The sequence below is a fragment of the Arsukibacterium sp. UBA5043 genome (genome assembly GCA_002415085.1).
Taxonomy (GTDB): domain Bacteria; phylum Pseudomonadota; class Gammaproteobacteria; order Enterobacterales; family Alteromonadaceae; genus Alishewanella.
The window spans coordinates 224353-242415 of sequence record DIBV01000003.1 but is presented as its reverse complement, the minus strand read 5'-3'; the positions used below and the strand labels follow the sequence as shown (position 1 = coordinate 242415).

Annotated in this window: 21 protein-coding genes; 9 read left to right on the top strand and 12 right to left on the bottom strand. The window is 48.1% G+C overall.

Going from position 1 to position 18063, the window contains the following annotated elements:
- The first annotated feature begins 37 nt into the window (after positions 1 to 37).
- The 5 genes from ygfZ to dbpA all read left to right on the top strand — a co-directional run bounded on the left by ygfZ (position 38) and on the right by dbpA (position 4413).
- On the top strand, positions 38 to 1009 hold the full coding sequence (gene ygfZ / locus B2Q61_RS04035; protein ID WP_290621493.1) for a tRNA-modifying protein YgfZ: 972 nt from the start codon (positions 38 to 40) through the stop codon (positions 1007 to 1009).
- Between the two features lie 10 nt (positions 1010 to 1019).
- A complete protein-coding gene (locus tag B2Q61_RS04030; RefSeq protein WP_290621492.1) occupies positions 1020 to 1505 on the top strand; it encodes an FKBP-type peptidyl-prolyl cis-trans isomerase in 486 nt (161 codons plus the stop codon).
- Positions 1506 to 1658: 153 nt separating this feature from the next.
- Positions 1659 to 2609: a M23 family metallopeptidase gene (locus tag B2Q61_RS04025; RefSeq protein ID WP_290621491.1), complete on the top strand. Its 951-nt coding sequence runs from the start codon at positions 1659 to 1661 to the stop codon at positions 2607 to 2609.
- Between the two features lie 8 nt (positions 2610 to 2617).
- The gene (locus tag B2Q61_RS04020) at positions 2618 to 2944 is read left to right on the top strand and encodes a bactofilin family protein (RefSeq protein ID WP_290621490.1); all 327 of its coding nucleotides are present in this window, start codon (positions 2618 to 2620) and stop codon (positions 2942 to 2944) included.
- A gap of 89 nt (positions 2945 to 3033) precedes the next feature.
- Entirely contained in the window at positions 3034 to 4413 is a 1380-nt protein-coding gene (gene dbpA / locus B2Q61_RS04015; RefSeq protein WP_290621489.1) for an ATP-dependent RNA helicase DbpA, read from the top strand.
- Positions 4414 to 4519: 106 nt separating this feature from the next.
- Here the strand turns inward: dbpA and B2Q61_RS04010 are convergent, their stop codons facing one another.
- The 12 genes from B2Q61_RS04010 to B2Q61_RS03955 all read right to left on the bottom strand — a co-directional run bounded on the left by B2Q61_RS04010 (position 4520) and on the right by B2Q61_RS03955 (position 15318).
- The gene (locus B2Q61_RS04010; RefSeq protein ID WP_290621488.1) at positions 4520 to 5383 is read right to left on the bottom strand and encodes an MBL fold metallo-hydrolase; all 864 of its coding nucleotides are present in this window, start codon (positions 5381 to 5383) and stop codon (positions 4520 to 4522) included.
- A 103-nt stretch (positions 5384 to 5486) separates the two neighbouring features.
- Positions 5487 to 5699: a (Na+)-NQR maturation NqrM gene (gene nqrM, locus B2Q61_RS04005; protein WP_290621487.1), complete on the bottom strand. Its 213-nt coding sequence runs from the start codon at positions 5697 to 5699 to the stop codon at positions 5487 to 5489.
- Between the two features lie 3 nt (positions 5700 to 5702).
- Positions 5703 to 6737 (bottom strand): FAD:protein FMN transferase, encoded by a 1035-nt coding sequence (locus tag B2Q61_RS04000; RefSeq protein ID WP_290621486.1) that lies wholly within the window; start codon positions 6735 to 6737, stop codon positions 5703 to 5705.
- A gap of 79 nt (positions 6738 to 6816) precedes the next feature.
- Positions 6817 to 8043, bottom strand: a complete 1227-nt coding sequence (gene nqrF, locus B2Q61_RS03995) for an NADH:ubiquinone reductase (Na(+)-transporting) subunit F (protein ID WP_290621485.1) — start codon at positions 8041 to 8043, stop codon at positions 6817 to 6819.
- A 20-nt stretch (positions 8044 to 8063) separates the two neighbouring features.
- On the bottom strand, positions 8064 to 8672 hold the full coding sequence (nqrE, locus tag B2Q61_RS03990) for an NADH:ubiquinone reductase (Na(+)-transporting) subunit E (protein ID WP_290614076.1): 609 nt from the start codon (positions 8670 to 8672) through the stop codon (positions 8064 to 8066).
- A 10-nt stretch (positions 8673 to 8682) separates the two neighbouring features.
- Complete coding sequence (locus tag B2Q61_RS03985; protein ID WP_290614078.1) at positions 8683 to 9312, bottom strand: NADH:ubiquinone reductase (Na(+)-transporting) subunit D; 630 nt, start codon at positions 9310 to 9312, stop codon at positions 8683 to 8685.
- Positions 9305 to 10096 (bottom strand): Na(+)-translocating NADH-quinone reductase subunit C, encoded by a 792-nt coding sequence (locus B2Q61_RS03980; protein ID WP_290621484.1) that lies wholly within the window; start codon positions 10094 to 10096, stop codon positions 9305 to 9307. Before B2Q61_RS03980 ends, B2Q61_RS03985 begins: the two co-directional genes overlap by 8 nt.
- Positions 10089 to 11294 (bottom strand): NADH:ubiquinone reductase (Na(+)-transporting) subunit B, encoded by a 1206-nt coding sequence (locus tag B2Q61_RS03975; protein ID WP_290621483.1) that lies wholly within the window; start codon positions 11292 to 11294, stop codon positions 10089 to 10091. Before B2Q61_RS03975 ends, B2Q61_RS03980 begins: the two co-directional genes overlap by 8 nt.
- A gap of 2 nt (positions 11295 to 11296) precedes the next feature.
- Positions 11297 to 12634, bottom strand: a complete 1338-nt coding sequence (locus tag B2Q61_RS03970) for a Na(+)-translocating NADH-quinone reductase subunit A (RefSeq protein WP_290621482.1) — start codon at positions 12632 to 12634, stop codon at positions 11297 to 11299.
- Between the two features lie 242 nt (positions 12635 to 12876).
- Entirely contained in the window at positions 12877 to 14070 is a 1194-nt protein-coding gene (fabV, locus tag B2Q61_RS03965) for an enoyl-ACP reductase FabV (protein ID WP_290621481.1), read from the bottom strand.
- 154 nt (positions 14071 to 14224) lie between these two features.
- Positions 14225 to 14557, bottom strand: a complete 333-nt coding sequence (locus B2Q61_RS03960; protein ID WP_290621480.1) for a BolA family protein — start codon at positions 14555 to 14557, stop codon at positions 14225 to 14227.
- Between the two features lie 137 nt (positions 14558 to 14694).
- A complete protein-coding gene (locus B2Q61_RS03955) occupies positions 14695 to 15318 on the bottom strand; it encodes an alpha-ketoglutarate-dependent dioxygenase AlkB family protein (RefSeq protein ID WP_290621479.1) in 624 nt (207 codons plus the stop codon).
- 32 nt (positions 15319 to 15350) lie between these two features.
- Here B2Q61_RS03955 and B2Q61_RS03950 point away from each other — a divergent pair, with 32 nt between their 5' ends.
- The 4 genes from B2Q61_RS03950 to B2Q61_RS03935 are packed head-to-tail and all read left to right on the top strand — an operon-like array spanning position 15351 to position 18023.
- Positions 15351 to 16505: a methyltransferase gene (locus B2Q61_RS03950; RefSeq protein ID WP_290621478.1), complete on the top strand. Its 1155-nt coding sequence runs from the start codon at positions 15351 to 15353 to the stop codon at positions 16503 to 16505.
- 5 nt (positions 16506 to 16510) lie between these two features.
- Positions 16511 to 17062 carry a YajG family lipoprotein gene (locus tag B2Q61_RS03945; protein WP_290621477.1) on the top strand — a complete coding sequence of 184 codons (552 nt, stop codon included), beginning with the start codon at positions 16511 to 16513 and terminating at the stop codon, positions 17060 to 17062.
- 4 nt (positions 17063 to 17066) lie between these two features.
- Positions 17067 to 17648 carry a peptidylprolyl isomerase gene (locus B2Q61_RS03940; protein WP_290621476.1) on the top strand — a complete coding sequence of 194 codons (582 nt, stop codon included), beginning with the start codon at positions 17067 to 17069 and terminating at the stop codon, positions 17646 to 17648.
- 54 nt (positions 17649 to 17702) lie between these two features.
- Positions 17703 to 18023 (top strand): hypothetical protein, encoded by a 321-nt coding sequence (locus tag B2Q61_RS03935; protein ID WP_290621475.1) that lies wholly within the window; start codon positions 17703 to 17705, stop codon positions 18021 to 18023.
- Positions 18024 to 18063: the final 40 nt, after the last annotated feature.

Genomic DNA, 18063 nt, shown 5'->3' with positions numbered 1-18063 from the left:
TATCTTCGCTTTGGTGATACTTCTGGTGACATAAACAATGCATACATCCTGGTTAACTGCAAAGAGTTACGGCCAACTATCCAATCAGGTTCAGGGGGCATTTATAGCCCCCCTGCCTGCGTTTGACGTTGTCAGGGTCGGTGGTACAGATAACCGCAAATATTTACAGAGCCAAACCACCTGCGACATTGATCAGCTCGATGAGCAACATTTTTTGCGTGGCGCCCATTGTGATGCCAAAGGTAAAACCTGGTCGGTGTTTCATTTGTTGCAGCAAGACGACGAACTGCTGGTTATCGCGTTTCGGGATGAATTAAACGCCTCGGTAAACCAATGGCAAAAGTTTGGCGTGTTTTCCAAGGTAAGTTTTACGGCCGGCCACGACAATTACGCCATATTAGGGATTGGCGGAGAGGGAGCCGCCACGCTGGTAAGTCAGCTTGGCTTTAAATTGCCCGGCGCCAATGGTAGGCTTAGCCGCCACAATGATGGCACCGTGCTGCAATTAGCAGCACAGCATTATATGCTGGTGCTTGCCAAAAGTGATGCTATCGCGTTGCTGGACAAAGATTATCCGCTGGCGGCGCCTACGCTGTGGCTCAAGCAGCATATCTTGCATGGCCTGTGTTATCTGGAACAACCGCTGATTGGCGAGTTTGTGCCACAAATGCTTAACTTACAGGCTGTATCAGCCATCAGCTTTACCAAAGGATGTTATCTGGGTCAGGAAACAGTAGCCCGGATGAAATATCTTGGCCGCAATAAGCGTGCCGCCTGGATTTTGCAGGCGCAAACCGATGAAGCGCCCGCAGCGGGCTGTGATATCGAACAACAATTTAATGACAACTGGCGCCGGGTGGGCCAGGTTATTAACGCAGTCAACATCAATAACCAGCTCTGGTTAATTGCCGTACTGCCTAATGATATAACACCGGCAGACTCGTTACGGTTGAAGTCAGACAGTGCACCGGCACTGCAGTTGCTGCCGTTACCTTATCCTTTAAGTTAAAGAGGTTTTCATGACCATTTCACAAGACAAAGTCGTCGCCATGCATTATACCGTTACCGATCCGGAAGGTAACAAACTGGATTCATCTGCTGATGGCGAGCCTTTGGTATTTTTGTTTGGCCATGGCGCATTAATTCCAGGTCTGGAACAGGCTTTAGCCGGCAAAACGGTCGGTGACAGCTTTACCGCAACGATTGCGCCTGCAGACGCCTACGGTGAACGCCATGATCAACTGGTGCAATCAGTACCTAAAACCATGTTTGAAGGCATGGAAGTAGCACCAGGTATGCGTTTTCGTGCTGCCGGGCCAGATGGTCGGGAGCAGTCAGTCATTATTCTGGACGTGACGGAAGAAGAAGTGGTAGTAGATGGTAACCACCCGTTGTCAGGTATCGAACTAAAGTTTGACGTTGAAGTACTCAAAGTACGTGACGCAACGGCAGAAGAATTAGCGCATGGCCATGTTCATGGCATTGAAGGCGACGAGAGTCATTAATGTTATAACATTAATGCAGTTAGCAACAAAAACCGCAGCTTAGGTTGCGGTTTTGTCATTTCTGCTCGCGACGAAAACCTTGACAGCAGCGACAAAGCACCCTATTTTGACCGCTTATTCTGTTTTCAACCATTGTAAAAGCTGTTATATCAGATGAAAGATCGCATTATTATCTCGGTATCGAGCATCAATGGTACCCGCCACTTTAGCATCAGCAAGCTGTTTAAGCGCAATGCGGTTATCAGTTTATGGTTAATTTTATTTACCGTTATTATTACTGCTGCCCTTATCGATTATTTGTTAAAAACGGTCGATCATACCAAAAGCCAGCAACAGCAATTAGCTATTCAGGCTGAGCAGCTTGCAGCGGAAATCACTGAACTCAGTCAGACCCGGGAGCAACTTGAGCAAGAGCTGGCCATTAAGCAGGATGAGATGCTGCAGGTTAGCAACCGGCTGGGAGAAATTGAACTGACCCTCGGGCTGGAACAACAGTTTCCGCAAGATCTGGAAGCCAGGCTCGATACCGCTACGGTAAACTCCAGTGCAAAAATGGCGATGTTACAATTGGTGCCCAATGGCTCACCGCTGGAGTTTCGTCGTCGCTCCTCGCGCTTTGGTGTGCGCACCCACCCCATCATGGGTAAGCAACAGCATCACAATGGTATCGATTTATCCGCTAACCGTGGCACCCCTATTTATGCACCGGCAGATGGTGTAGTCGAAGTTGTGCGGCCGAGTAAAAATGGCTATGGCAATTTATTGAAAATACGCCACGCTTTTGGATTTACCACGTTATATGCTCATCTGGACGAGTTTAAAGTCGCCAATGGTCTGTTTGTACACAAAGGACAACTGATCGCCACTTCAGGCAATACCGGCAACTCTACCGCGCCGCATTTACATTATGAAATACACTTTTTAGACCGGTCACTTAACCCACAGAGCTTTATGGATTGGGACGCGAATAATTTTGATCTGGTATTTGAAAAAGAACGGAGCATTAAATGGGATTCTTTAGTAACGATGCTGCAAACCAAAGCAAGCACACAACTACAACTGTCATCGCTGCGGGATGCTCAATTATCGGAAGCCTCCGATTAAGTTGCGATATGCAGGTAGATGGTTACGTCGAAGGCGTAATCACCAGTGAAAAAACGTTAATTATCAGTGCAGCTGGTCGGGTTAAGGCACAAGTAACCGCTGATAAAGTGATCATTAATGGTTTGTTTGACGGCGAGCTGTTTGCCAACACGGTAGAAATTCTGCCGCAGGGTAAAGCCCTGGGTATTATTCATAGCGACGATTTATGTATTGAGCGTGGTGGCAGCTTTATAGGCGAAACCCATCGCACTTCGCAAGACCAGGTAATCAGTCTGACAAAAACTGAACAACAGGATGAAGCCGTCAGCGACAACCGGATTGAAAATAAAGCGTAAGTACAAAACGTCAACATGCTCCAATCACATCTGCTATAATGCCGCCCCCTTGCAGGCGGCGTCCTGTTTTTTAGTTACAGGATTTCATTGTGTCCGATCTCGCTTTTAGCCAACTGGCCTTGCCAACACCTTTACTTGAATGCTTAACCAGCCTTGAATATCACCAGATGACCGCCGTGCAGGCACAAAGCTTGCCTGCAATACTCGACGGTAAAGATGTGATTGCCCAGGCGAAAACCGGCTCTGGTAAAACAGCGGCCTTTGCCTTGGGGCTGCTGGCCAAACTGGATGTCAAACGCTACCGAATTCAAACACTGGTACTTTGCCCCACCCGGGAGCTGGCTGAGCAGGTTGCCGCCGAAATTCGTAAACTCGCCCGCAATATTCATAATATTAAAGTATTAACCCTATGTGGTGGTGTGCCCAGTCGCAGCCAGATTGTGTCACTGGAACATGGCGCCCATATTATTGTTGGCACACCAGGTCGGGTGCTGGATCATCTGCAGCAGCAACGACTGGATTTGACTGAATTAACCACCTTAGTGCTGGATGAAGCAGACCGGATGCTTGAGATGGGCTTTGCTGATGCGCTGAACGCTATTCTGGCAAATGTTCCAACTGAGCGCCAAACCCTGCTATTTAGTGCCACCTTTGATAAGGCTGTGCGCCAGATAGCTGACAGTATTATGCAAAACCCGGTTACGGTTACCGTGACCAGCCCACATACCCAAAGCAGTATTGAACAGCAGTTCTATCAATTGGATGGCACCAGGCGCAGCGACGCCGTTAAACTGCTGCTCCACCGGTTTCAGCCTTCCAGCACGGTGGTATTTTGCAATACCAAGCGGGAAACACAGGAACTGGCTGATACCTTAAAGCTCGCTGGTGTCAGTGTGATGGCCTTACACGGCGATTTAGAACAACGCGACCGCGAGCATGCGTTACTTAAGTTCAGTAACAATAGTGTGAGCGTGTTAGTGGCCACGGATGTTGCAGCCCGAGGCCTGGATATCGATAAACTGGATTTAGTGATTAATTACCAGCTGGCACATGATGTCGCCACCCATACCCACCGGATTGGCCGCACGGGTCGTGCCGGCAACAGTGGCCTGGCGTGTTCATTGCTGAGCCCGGATGATGGCGCCAAGCTCAGCGCGCTGGCCGGACAACTGGAGCTGGAAATAGATGCCCTGCCCTTGCCCAGCGAGTCAGTATTGGCGCAAGCCTTGCCTGAGCCTGCGATGCAGACTCTGCAAATTGATGGCGGTAAAAAACATAAGCTGCGGCCGGGTGACATTGTTGGCGCGCTGACCAGCAGTGCCCAGATTGTGTTTGCTGATATTGGTAAAATACAAATGTTAGACACTGTGGCTTTTGTTGCTGTTAGCCGTAGGGTGGCAAAACAGGCATTGACGCTGCTGAACGATGGCAAAATGAAGGGTAAAAAGTACCGGGTATGGCGTTTATAAGCTGCTTGCCCGTGCAATGGCTTGGGGCTTAAGGTATGAGACTTGCGCGTGTCGCCAGGGTGAATAACGCTGGCGACACGCGATAACGCGGCAGCTAACCAACCCCTTAGCGGGTCAGCGGTTCTGCCTGTAACAAGGTAGTAATCCAGCGCTCCTCAGTAATAAAATTCCAGTGCCAGTTTTTCCATTGCTCACCCAGCCCGGCAGCGATAATTTGCTCGTTGCTTAAGCCTTTTGCCTGCTGCTGTTCTACCTGCGCCAGAGTTGCCACCATCATCTGGTGAAAGCGTTGCAGCCCTGCTTTATCCGTCAGCTGGCCATGGCCCGGGACCACTTTAGTTTCGTCATCTATCTGGTTTATGACATAGGCCACGTTGGCGATATACCCGCGTACCGAACCACCATTATTTAAGTCAATAAAAGGAAAGCGCCCTTCAAACAGCATATCACCCATATGCACGACATTTTTACCTTCAAACCAGACAATAATATCGCCATCGGTGTGGCTGGGCGGTAAATATTCTAACCGCAGTGCCTGGCCATTGAGATTCAAATTGAGTTGCTTAGTAAAGGTTTCGGTAGGTAAACCAGAGCGGGGAAATGATGCATCGGCAGTTAAGCGCTTGAGCACATTGGCGTGGGCAATAATCCGTGTTGGCATTAACGCGCTGTTGCCATTGACATGATCGCCATGCATATGGGTATTAATCAGGGTACCAAGCGTTTTGCCGTCGCTGAGCTCTGCCAGCTTGGCGTTTATTTTATCTGCCAGCTCGGCATACTGGGCATCAATGAGTATCACTTGGTTAGCCGTCACCAGCGCCGCCATATTGCCACCTGAGCCAGTCAGCATATACAGATTATCGGCCAGAGGTGTGGCGTTTATCTCGACGTTGGCAAAACGGTTAGCTAATGCCGGCAAGCTTAAAAACAGCAGCAGGAGCAGCGTAAGAGGTTGTAACCTGAACATGGTTGTTATCCTTAGCGTGAAATGTTAAACAAATTGCAGGCTGTTAGCGGTCGCCATAGCCTGCTCTGTGTAATAGCTTAACCTATACGCTCAGATCCACAATTCAGATGATTTTATTATCCTGCCAGAATTTTTCTTTATCCAGGCGCTTTTGTCTTTTCTCACAGGGTGTATCACAATCACATGCTTTGGCAATATTTAATGCGCCAAGGCCGCCACAACTGCCGGCCAGGGTTTTCCGCTGCACCACAAAACCAATGGCCATGGCCAGAACCACCACCAGAAACAATCCAAAGGTAAAAAGAAAAACTGCCATTACTTACCTCTCCTCGTCAACTAAATAAGGTTTAAACGCGTCGCTTACCCACTCGGTAAAGCCCTCGTCAGTTTTTACAATAATCAGTGCAGCAAGCTGGTGCTGATTAGCAAATTGCAGCGCTTCCTCTGCACTCATAATATGTAACGCGGTCGCATAACCATCTGCCGTCATACTACTGGGGTGTATAACGGTACTTGATACCGTCCGGTGCGCAATAGGCTCAGCGGTTCGCGGATCAATCAGATGAGAGTAACGAACGCCGTCCTGCTCAAAATAATTGCGGTAATCACCCGACGTGGCTACCGCCATATTGCCAGGCCTAAGGACCCTTTGCAGCGCCCGCTGGCCAGCCACTGGCTTTTCAATGGCCACCCGCCATTCCCGGCCGGGTTTACTGCCACTTACCCGCATTTCACCACCAATATCGACCAGATAATCGGTCACATGGTTCGCCACGAGAATTTCTGCCAGGCGATCAACACCGTATCCTTTGGCTATTGTTGATAAATCCAGTGCGACCCGACTATCCTTTTTTGTTAAATGCTGTTGGCTAAGGCTGATTTTATCCAACCCTACAAAATCCTGCAGCGCATTGAGCGCCTCTGGGGCAGGACGTTCAGTAATCCGGCCATTAGCACCAAAGCCCCATTTCTCAACCAGCGGCCCTACGGTAATATCCAGTACGCCATCAGTTTGCAGCCCTATCCTTATTGCTTCGGCAATAACTTTGGCTGTTTGTTCACTCAGCGTGAAAGGTTCTGTTGTCTGTTGCTGATTAAAGCGCATCAATTCAGATGTGGGCCGGTAGGTCGACATCAAGTCGTTAATCAGTTCCAGCTCCTGTTCCATCTGCTGCTGTAACCTTTGTTGATCAACAGGCAGATCACTGAAAAACTTTACACTATAGGTAGTACCCATAGTGCTGCCCTGTAATACCTGCTCTTGCGGTAACTGCGTTTCAGGTGTGCAACCAGCCAACCATAAACTTATGCCAAGCAACCAGACAAACGAAAAAGAATAAACGCGTTGCATCATATATTCTGCCAGCCTTCTAATAACATAAAGGGGCAACGCAGAACGTTACCCCTTTTAACTTGCCTAAGAAAATGGTGAGTTAACCACCAAAATCATCTAACAGGATATTATCGTCTTCTACGCCAAGATCTTTAAGCATATTGATAACAGCCTTATTCATCATTGGCGGTCCACACATATAAAACTCACAATCTTCCGGAGCTTTATGTTTTTTCAGGTAGTTTTCATAAATAACATTATGAATAAACCCGGTGTAACCATCCCAGTTGTCTTCCGGCTGTGGATCAGATAACGCTACGTGCCATTCAAAGTTGTCGTTTTCGGCTGCCAGCATGTCGAAGTCTTCAACGTAGAACATTTCACGTTTAGAGCGCGCACCGTACCAGAAGCTGATTTTGCGTTTTGATTTGAGGCGGCGCAGCTGGTCAAACAGGTGCGAACGCATTGGCGCCATACCGGCACCACCACCAATAAACACCATTTCAGCTTCGGTTTCTTTAGCAAAGAACTCACCAAACGGACCAGAAATTGTCACCTTATCGCCTTCTTTCAGGCTCCAGATGTAAGACGACATTTTACCGCACGGCAGGCTCAGATTATTTGGCGGTGGTGTGGCGATCCGCACGTTCAGCATGATAATGCCTTCTTCATCCGGATAATTAGCCATCGAATAGGCCCGGATAGTTTCGTCATCTACTTTCGACTCTAAACTGAAGAAGTTAAAGCGTTCCCAGTCACCGCGGAATTTCTCCGGCACATCAAAGTCTTTATATTTAACATGATGCGGTGGCGCTTCAATCTGGATGTAACCACCAGCGCGAAACGGTACTGATTCACCGTCTGGGATAGCCATCTTAAGTTCTTTGATAAAGGTCGCTTTGTTATCGTTAGAGATAACTTCGCAATCCCATTTTTTAATACCAAAGATTTCTTCTTCAACTTCAATTTCCATATCAGACTTAACGGCAACCTGACAGGATAAACGACAACCTTCGCGTGCTTCGCCTTTGGTAATATGGCCCATTTCAGTTGGCAGTATTTCACCCCCACCTGACTTAATATGCACCCGGCACTGGCCACAAGAACCACCGCCACCACAGGCCGATGATAAGAAAATGCCATTATCAGCCAGTGCACCCAGTAGCTTACCGCCTGCTTTGGTTTTAATGGCTTTATCAGGATCGTGATTAATACTGATAGTGATGTCGCCACTGGCCACCAACTTGGATTTTGCTGCCAGGATAATAAACACCAGCATCAAAACCACTATGGTGAACATGCCAACGCCAAGATAGATCTCTTGCATTGTATTTTCCCTCTACTGCTTTACAGTGAAACGCCAGAGAAAGACATAAAGCCTAATCCCATTAAACCCACTACCAAAAAGGTAGACCCTAAGCCGCGTAAACCAGCAGGGATATCCGCATACTTTAACTTCTCACGAATACCTGCCAGCAAGGTAATGGCCAGTGCCCAGCCAACGCCGCTGCCCAAACCAAATACTACGCTTTCGCCAAAGTTATAGTCGCGTTCAACCATAAAGGCTACTGCACCAAAGATTGCGCAGTTTACGGTTATCAAAGGCAGGAATATGCCCAATGCGTTGTACAGTGCCGGAAAAAACTTGTCTAAAATCATTTCCAGAATCTGTACCAGCGCAGCGATTACCCCGATATAGGTTAAGAAGCCCAGAAAGCTTAAATCAGCTTCTGGAAAGCCCGCCCACTCAAGTGCACCAGGTGCCAGCAACACATTGTAAACAAGGTTATTTACCGGTACTGAAATACCCAGCACCACAATAACCGCTACCCCTAAACCGAATGCCGTTTTAATTTTTTGCGAAACAGCCAGGAAAGTACACATCCCCAGGAAGAACGATAACGCCAGATTCTCGATAAAGACCGCGCGTACAAACAAACTTACATAATGTTCCATGTAATGCTCCCTATGCCTTTTCGATTTGTTCTGGACGATATGTACGTAATATCCAGATAAAGCAGGCGATAATAATAAAGGCGCTTGGTGGCATCAACAGCAAACCAATCGGCTGATACCAGCCTCCCTCACTAATCAGTGGCATAATTTGCACACCAAACACGGAGCCTGAACCACCCAGTTCGCGAATAAAAGCAACAACCATCAACACAACGCTGTAACCAAGACCATTACCGATACCATCTAAAAAGCTCATACCAGGTGAGCTTTTCATGGCATAAGCCTCTGCCCGGCCCATTACGATACAGTTAGTGATAATCAGACCGACAAACACCGACAGCTCTTTTGCCACGTCATAAGCATAAGCTTTCAGAAACTGGTCAACCACGATGACTAACGACGCAATAATGGTCATCTGGACAATAATCCGCACACTGGATGGAATATGGTTGCGGATAGTAGAGATAAATAAGTTAGAAAAGGCCGTTACGAAAGTAAGGGCAATACACATTACTAACGCTTTATCCATTTTAGTGGTTACAGCCAGTGCTGAACATATTCCGAGCACCTGCAAAGCGATCGGATTGTTAGCAAAAATCGGTCCAAACAGAACCGTTTTAATTTCTTTTGCATTAGCCATTCGTTAAGGCTCCTTGACGCACTTTAGCTAAGAATGGGCCGAAGCCGTTCTCGCCAATCCAGAAAGTGAAGGTATTTTGCACACCATTCGCAGTTAAGGTAGCACCTGATAAGCCATCAACTTCATAAGCTGAATCCGGGTCAGCATTACCTGGTTTTTTCACTTCCAGGGCAACTTCGCCCGCATCGTTGACCAGCTTTTTGCCTTCAAACTGTGCTTTCCAACGTGGGTTTTCAATCTCACCACCCAGGCCTGGTGTTTCGCCCTGCTCATAGTAGTTCAGACCGATAATGGTATTGCCATCGGTTTCGATTGCTAAGAATGCGTGCATAGTAGACCACAAGCCATAGCCGTGTACCGGTATCACAAAAGCCGTTAAGTTACGTTGCTCATCATAAGCAAGGTAAACCGGCGCCAGCTCCGTTATCCGGCGGATGGACGCGACGTCGTTACCATCCTCCAGCGGTTTACTCTGCTCTGGATCTTTTAACGCTTTACGATAATCGAAAGTTGCTGGATCGCGCTCAACAAATTCACCAGTGTTCAGGTCAACCAGTTTCGTTTCAATATGTTTATTAAAGGTCTCAACCACCATTTCCGGTGATGCGGCGCCTTCAACCAGCCCTACCGCCCGCAGAATATTGATTTGCGAATCAAGCAGTTTATTCTGGTTTTGTTGCGGCCGCAGTTGTACAGCGGCCGTGGACACCACAATAGCGCATACCAGACACAACGAGATTACTACGATCAGCGTTTTGCTGATGGAGTCATTATTACTAGACATTACGTGCCAGCCTCCGCTTAATATTGGCTTGTGCCACGAAGAAATCGAATAAAGGTGCAAACAGGTTGGCAAACAAGATAGCCAGCATCATACCTTCAGGGTAAGCCGGATTAGCCACCCGGATCATAATCACCATAAAGCCAATCAAGATACCGTAAGCCCATTTACCCTGATTAGTAAATGACGCCGAAACCGGGTCGGTAGCCATAAAGAACATACCGATGGCAAACCCGCCCAATACCAGATGCCAATGCCATGGCATGGCAAATAACGGGTTAGTGTTTGAACCAACCGCATTGAACAGATAGCTGGTTAAGATCATGCCAATCATCACACCCAGCACGATACGCCAGGAGGCAATCCGGAAGTAGATCAGTGCTAAACCACCGACTAACAAAGCCAGCACAGAGGTTTCACCAACTGAACCCGGAATAAAGCCCAGGAAAGCGTCCCACCATAACTCGGTGTTCGCGGTATAATCCAGATCACCCATCTGCGCTTTGCTTAACCAGGTTGCGCCTGAATAACCATCAGCCACAGTCCACACCGAATCGCCTGATATCTGTGCCGGGTAAGCAAAGAACAAAAACGCACGGCCAGCCAGCGCCGGGTTCAGGAAATTACGGCCAGTTCCACCAAACACTTCTTTCGCCACAACCACACCGAAGGTAATACCCAGTGCAACCTGCCACAATGGAATCGTGGCTGGCAGAATTAGCGCGAACAGGATAGAACTGACAAAGAAGCCTTCATTTACTTCATGCTTGCGCACTGAAGCAAATAACACCTCCCAGAAACCGCCGACAATAAAGGTCACGGCATAAATAGGGATAAACCAGACGGCACCATATAGCATTTTGCCGGCCCAGCCAGAAGCCTCAGTGAGATTTCCGCCCAGTAACTGGAAAATAGCGACTTGCCAGGTATCAGGCATACCATAGCCGGCAATTAAAGCCTCAACAGCCTGATGGCCAATATTGAACATGCCAAAGAACAAGGCTGGAAATAATGCCAGCCATACAAAAATCATAATGCGTTTTAAATCGATACTATCACGCACATGAGTTCCATTGCGGGTAACCAAGCCTGGCGTATAGAAAATAGTCGCCGCTGCTTCGTACAGCGCATACCACTTTTCGTACTTTCCGCCTTTCTCAAATTGCGGCTCAATGCGCTCTAAAAAATGCTTTAAACTCATGATTAGCCTTCCTTCTGGATGGTCGTCAAGCAGCTGCGAAGAATAGTGCCGTAGTCGTATTTGCCAGGACACACAAAGGTGCACAATGACAAATCTTCTTCGTCTAACTCCAGGCAACCCAGGGTTTGGGCGCTGTCGGTATCACCGGAAATTAAGTCCCGTAACAACAGAGTTGGCAATACATCCAGCGGCATAACGCGCTCGTAATTACCAATTGGCACCATAGCTCGTGATGAGCCGTTGGTGGTCGTTGTCATATTAAACAAACGCTTCGGACTCAGATGCGACAAATACGCTCGGGTTACCGAGAATTTGGTGGCGCCCGGGGCTATCCAACCTAAAAATTCTTTCTCGTATCCTTCAGCAAGCACCGATACCTGATTATGATAACGACCCAGGTAACCATGGACACCGTGAGCGCTGCTACCTGCCAGCACTGAGCCTGATATGATACGGTTTTTACCTTCATTGAGTTCATCTTTGGTTAACTCAGCCAATGATGCACCCTGCACTGTTTTGATTAAACGTGGTGATTTCACTACAGGACCGCACAACGCCACCACCCGGCTGGCATCAAGCTCACCGCTTAAAAACAGTTTAGCCATGGCAATCACATCCTGATAACCAATATGCCAAACCACTTTTTTCATACTAACCGGTTCTAAAAAGTGGATATGCGTTCCCACCAATCCGGCAGGATGCGGACCATCAAACTCAGCGACTTCAACTGCAGAGCTTTCAGGTAGTTGGCTACCCGGCTTTCTGGTCAAATATACTTTGCCATCCGTCAGCTTTCCTAACAGGGTAAGGCCCTGCGTAAAGGCTTCCGCTTGCGCGTTAATAATCACGGTGGGATCCGCTGCCAGTGGATTGGTATCCATGGCATTGACAAATATCGCTCGTGGTGTGCTGTCAATCGCTGGGATCTGACTGAAAGGACGGGTGCGCAAAGCAGTCCACAACCCTGAATTAACAAGGTTTTCAGTGACTTGCTCGCGGCTTAAGCCGGCCAGCTGATCAGCGCTGTAGCGATTGAATTGCTCTGCCTCATTACCGTTAACGGCAATAACAACAGATTGTAATACCCGCTTAGCACCACGGTTAATTTCTTTGACGGTACCTGCCAGAGGTGCAGTAAATTTAACGCCAGGGTTTTTCTTATCTTCGAAAAGCACCTGACCTTTTTTTACCACATCACCTTCTTCGACTGCCATCGTCGGACGCATGCCCACATACTCTTCGCCTAAAATGGCGACGGTAGTAATGGCATTACCCGTACTGATCTCTTGTTTAGGACTGCCTGCGAGGGGAATGTCCAAGCCTTTCTTGAGTTTTATCATACGTACTTGCACTACTATTTTGAGAAGAAACCGGGTCTAGTTTTTCAGCTGCAGCGAGCACAGCACACCTGATTATACTAATAAAGCCCGCAAGGCGATTAATTTTTAATCAGATACACGTATTAAAGTCGCGAATTCTAGCATTAAAGCAAGCGGCTATCCATGGTGTGACGTAAAATTATCAGCAAAATCATTGCCGCCTTGCCAAGCTAAAAGCCGCCCGCAGACGGCTGTCAATACGACTAATTAGCCAGGTTGACCAGAGGCACTGCCGGGGTAACGTCGGCCTGATAATCAACACCGTCAAAGCCAAAGCCAAATAAATGTAAAAATTCGGTATGATAGCCATGGTAATCCGTCAGGCTGTCAATTGTATCGGTCGTTACCTGATCCCACAGCGCCGCAACGCTATTCTGGACTTCGTCTGCTAATTCTTTGCCATCCATTCTTAGCCGGCCTGCGTCATCAAGAATGGGGGTGTCGCTGTATAATCCCTGGCGGAATAAGCCATTAATTTGTTCAATACAACCTTCCTGAGTGCCTTGCTGCTTCATCACCCGATAAAGCAATGATATGTACAGCGGCATAATAGGAATAGCGGAGCTGGCCTGGGTCACCAGGGCTTTTAGTGAAGCAACATAAGCTGTTGCTTTCAGATCACCCAGCTTACTGCGAATAGCGCCTGCAGCCCGGTCCAAATCTTCTTTGGCCCGACCGATAGTTGCCTTGCCATAAATTGGCCAGGTAAGCTTTTTGCCAATATAGGTGTAGGCTACTGTCTGACAATTCTCAGCTAATACTCCTGCAGCGTGCAGCTGATCTAACCAGCGTTCCCAGTCTTCTCCACCCATTACTTTAACGGTATTGAATATCTCTTCGTCGTTTGCCGGCTCTACCGACACGTCTTCGATCTCACGCTTGGTAGTATTAAGGTTTTTGGCAGTATAAGCCTGGCCTATTGGCTTCAATACCGAACTGTAAACCTCACCACTTACCGGATCTTTTCGCCGTGGCGCCGCCAGGCTATAGACCACTAAATCAATTTTACCCATTTCACTACGGATAAGATTAATGGCTTCGGCTTTTAGCTCATCAGTAAAGGCGTCACCATTCAGATGTTTATTCCATAACCCTTCTGCTTTCGCGGCCTGCTCAAATGCGGCAGTGTTGTACCAGCCGGCCGAACCGGTTTTACTGTCTGTCGGCGCCTTTTCAAAAAATATCCCCAAGGTGCTGGCGCCTGAACCGAACGCGGCTGTGATTCTGGATGCCAGGCCATAACCGGTCGATGCACCAATAACCAGCACGTTTTTCGGGCCATTGGCGACCGGCCCTTGTTGTTTAACATAGCTAATTTGCTGTCTGACATTTTCGGCACAGCCCACCGGATGGGCATTGGTACAAATAAAACCACGAATTTTCGGTTGAATAACCATAAGAAGTCCTGTCGTTAGCTCACTAAAAAATTATGCTAGTGTAAAACTTTAACGCAGAAAACAGGTCTGATCAGCCTGTTTATTTTATTTCAGGCTAATTTCAGCGAATAAAGTGGATAGTGCAGCTTTCACAGCAACGTGTTGCAGTATGCTGTTACAACGATGCCTTGTCGTTTTTGCTACCACCAAAGCATTTTGGCGAGGCGGGTGGTTTTTCGGCGTAATACTCGTACCACTCCGAAGGCGTATAGGTATGTAAAGCCAGAGCATGGATCTTTTCTGCCAGTTCCTCTGCCACTACAGCATTAACGGCACGGTGACGCGGCAGCAAACGCATACCATCAAATGCCGGAGTCACAATCACTACCTTAAAATGAGATTCAGAACCAGCGGGTACATTGTGATTGGCACTTTCATTAATGACTTCCAGAAATACCGGTTCAAAAGCACTCAGTAATTTTTGTTCGATTGCGGTATGAATTAGCATAGTCTTCGTTCCCTGTTCTGGTTTAATGCTGATTTTAGTCAAGCCAGTAAGCATTGTCGCCTGCAAATTGGTTTTTTGAACCAAATAATCCACTAAATCCACTAACAAACTGGCCGTATTACTAAAAATTATTTAGTCTAAATTGGCGGGGCTATATACCGAAAAGTAAGGTTAAGCCGCGGCGCCGCAACCCGGCTTTGTTTGGGCAGCCGGTGCTGCCAGTGCTGCTGGCACTTTCCTGCCATGACCAGTAAACTACCATTTTCCAGCTGCAACTGCAGTTGATGCCCCTGCGTCCGGTGTTGCAAGTCAAAACGTCGGGTTGCCCCTAAACTTAATGAAGCAATAACCGGCGCCACACCAAGTTCAGGTTCATTATCAGCATGCCATCCCATATGGTCCTGGCCGCTGGCATAAAGGTTAAGCAGCACACAATTTAGTGGCCGGTTAATCGTATTGCTGACAACCGCGACTAGCTGCTGCACTGCTGGATGCCAGGACGAAGGAGCAAAACGAACACCGGAATACTGATAGCTGCAATGCGGCTCCCCCATCCATACTTGCTGGCGCGGAATGTTCACCGTTTTACCGTAAATGCGAATTTGCTCTTGTCGCCAGCTTAATTCTGCAGCAAGCGTTGTGAGCAATGTCTCGGCATCAGGTTCTGCCAGCCATGCCGGCCACAGGCTAATCTCAGCTTCTGGTAATAAAAAGTGTTGTGCAACAGCTTTGCAGTTGTCGCTCTGCGTCTGGCGTGTCAAAATGTGGTTCTCTCTGCTAAAACGTTGTTGCTATGAATACCCAATTTCAGATTGGTCAGATCAACCTGACCCTCCAGCGCTGGCCGCTTAATCAGCCTAACCACAGTTTACAAGCCTGGGATGCGGCAGATGAACTTTTAATAGACGCGGTCAATAAAGCTGCCACCGATTTTACTGTAACTCACCACGCCTCTCCTCATCTGTTATTGATCAATGATAGTTTCGGGGCATTGTCCTGCGCCCTGGCACATTGGCGCCAAACCAGCAGTACTGATTCTTATCTGGCCCGGCAAGCCGTTATCTACAATCGCGCCGGCAACGGCCTGGATAACCAGCCGTTTACCAGTATTGACAGCTTGATGCCGCTGCCCACTGACGCCGATGTTGTAGTGATTAAACTGCCTAATAATCATAGCTATTTGCGTTTTATTCTAAGTCAGCTGGCAGCGGTTATCAAACCTGATACCGTTATTCTGGCAGCAGCGAAAGCCAGAGAAATCAACCGTAACGTATTAGATATATTTGAAAAGCAACTGGGCCCTGCCCAAGCCTCACTGGCAGTGAAAAAATGCCGGCTTATTCAATGTCAGCCGCAGCAGGGGAAATTACAACCGCAGTTTCCGTTGCAATGGCCGCTGGCAGACACGAATTTTACCTTGATAAACCATGCAAACGTTTTCGCCCGGGAAAAACTGGATTTAGGTGCCCGTTTTTTGTTGCAGCACTTACCACCAGACACAGCAGATCAGCGTATTATCGATTTAGGCTGTGGTAATGGGGTTCTGGGGCTGATGCTGCTGGCTCAGCAGTCTGATTGTCAGGTTGTATTTACTGATGAATCTTATATGGCGATAGCCTCAGCTCACGCCAGTATTGCCTTGAATTTGCCCAATTGCCTGAGCCAGGCCGAGTTTGTGGTCGACGATTGCCTGGCAAGTCAACCAGACCAGAGCGCAGACCAGATTATTTGTAACCCACCTTTTCATCAACAGCATACCGTTACCACTCACATTGCAACGCAAATGTTCACCGAAGCCAAACGGGTATTGAAACGAGGGGGCAGGTTACGTATTGTAGCTAATCGCCACCTCAATTATCAGCAGCAATTACAGCGGCTATTTGGCCATTGTCAGCAGTTGGCTGCTAATCCTAAATTTGTAATACTCGAAGCCATAAAAAGGAGTTAACCCTGATGCGTACCCTGTTGCTGTGTCTATTTTTACTTGCAGGCTGTGCCAGCAAGCCACCGCAGTTAATCGTCAGCCCTCAGGTGTTCTGGCCACAGGCACCTTCTCTGAATCAGACTTCGTTTAGTTTTTATCTGCTGGACCAGCGGGCAAGTATGCATACGCTGGTTATTCAGCGCGGTGACTCCAGCAAGGGCTATGCAACTGCCAATGATCTCAGGGCAGAATTAGAACAGACCGTTGCCACAGCGCTGAAAGCCAGAGGGGCGAGCTTAAACAATCAAAGTGACCGCACTTTAACCATTCAGATTAATCAGTTGCAAGCCAGAGTCAATCAGCGCCCACTTGATCATGAAGTGGTTAACCGGGTAACCATGACGGTGCTGGTGCAGCACAATGGCAGTAGTTTCTCCAAAGCCTATAGTGGTGACAGTCGCCAGATAGCGCCCCTTAGAGCCGATATTGCAGTGATCGAACGGGAGCTCAGGGTGCTGACCGAACAGGTACTTACCGACCTACTGCGTGATGACAGCTGGCAAACCGAACTAAGAGGATAAAACAATGCGAGCCTGGTTAACTCTGCTGATGTTATTTTTCACCCTGCCCGTCTGGGCGGGTAAGTTTATGCAGCCTGACAACCTTTATCCCAAGGTGCAGCTGGAGACGTCAGTCGGCAATATTGTGCTGGAGCTGGATCGCAGCCGGGCGCCGATCACCGTCAATAACTTCTTAAGTTATGTCAAAGCTAATGCTTATAACAACACCGTTTTTCACCGGCTTATTGCAGATTTTGTCGTGCAGGGCGGTGGATACAACAGGCAGTTTGCTGAAATTGAGCAGGGAAAAACCATTTTTAATGAGTCCGGCAATGGCTTGAAAAACCAATATGGTACTATTGCGATGGCTCGCCTGACTGACCCGCATAGTGCCAGCAGCCAGTTTTATATTAATCTGGCAGATAATGACAGTCTTGATCCGGGTTCCCGCTGGGGCTATGCGGTATTTGGCAGGGTAATCAGTGGCTTTGACGTACTCGATAAACTGAATGCATTGCAGACCGAGACCAGTGAAAAGCTGGGCTGGCCAGATGTGCCCGTTGAGCCCTTATTGTTAAATACAGTACGCTTACTGCCAATCGAATAAAACCGACTATACTTGCCTTAATTGTTGTCACATTCGCAACAGTTGAGGCAAGTAATGGCAGAGCGGTTTATTGAACTCAAATCTCAGCAGCTGGTGTACTATGTGTCTCGCTTTCTGCGCGGCCGGTTGGCACATAGTGAACTGCATTTATTTATCTGGGATACGCTGGAAGAGTGGTCGCAACTTGATTTGCTGGCAGGCACCCCCGGTAGCTTGCAGGAGCGGGCTTTCTGGCACCTGATGCATCAGCTCGAGTACTGGCCCGCTTACAGTCTGCAGCATAACCGTCAGCTTCGCCGCAGTATTCAGGATTGTATGTGCTTCCTGCGAGGTAAAGGGCAGTGTCCGCTTGACTGCATTGGCGTCCGTCCCTAATTGCTTGACCTTCATCAGCAGCAGGGTAAGCTACCGCAAT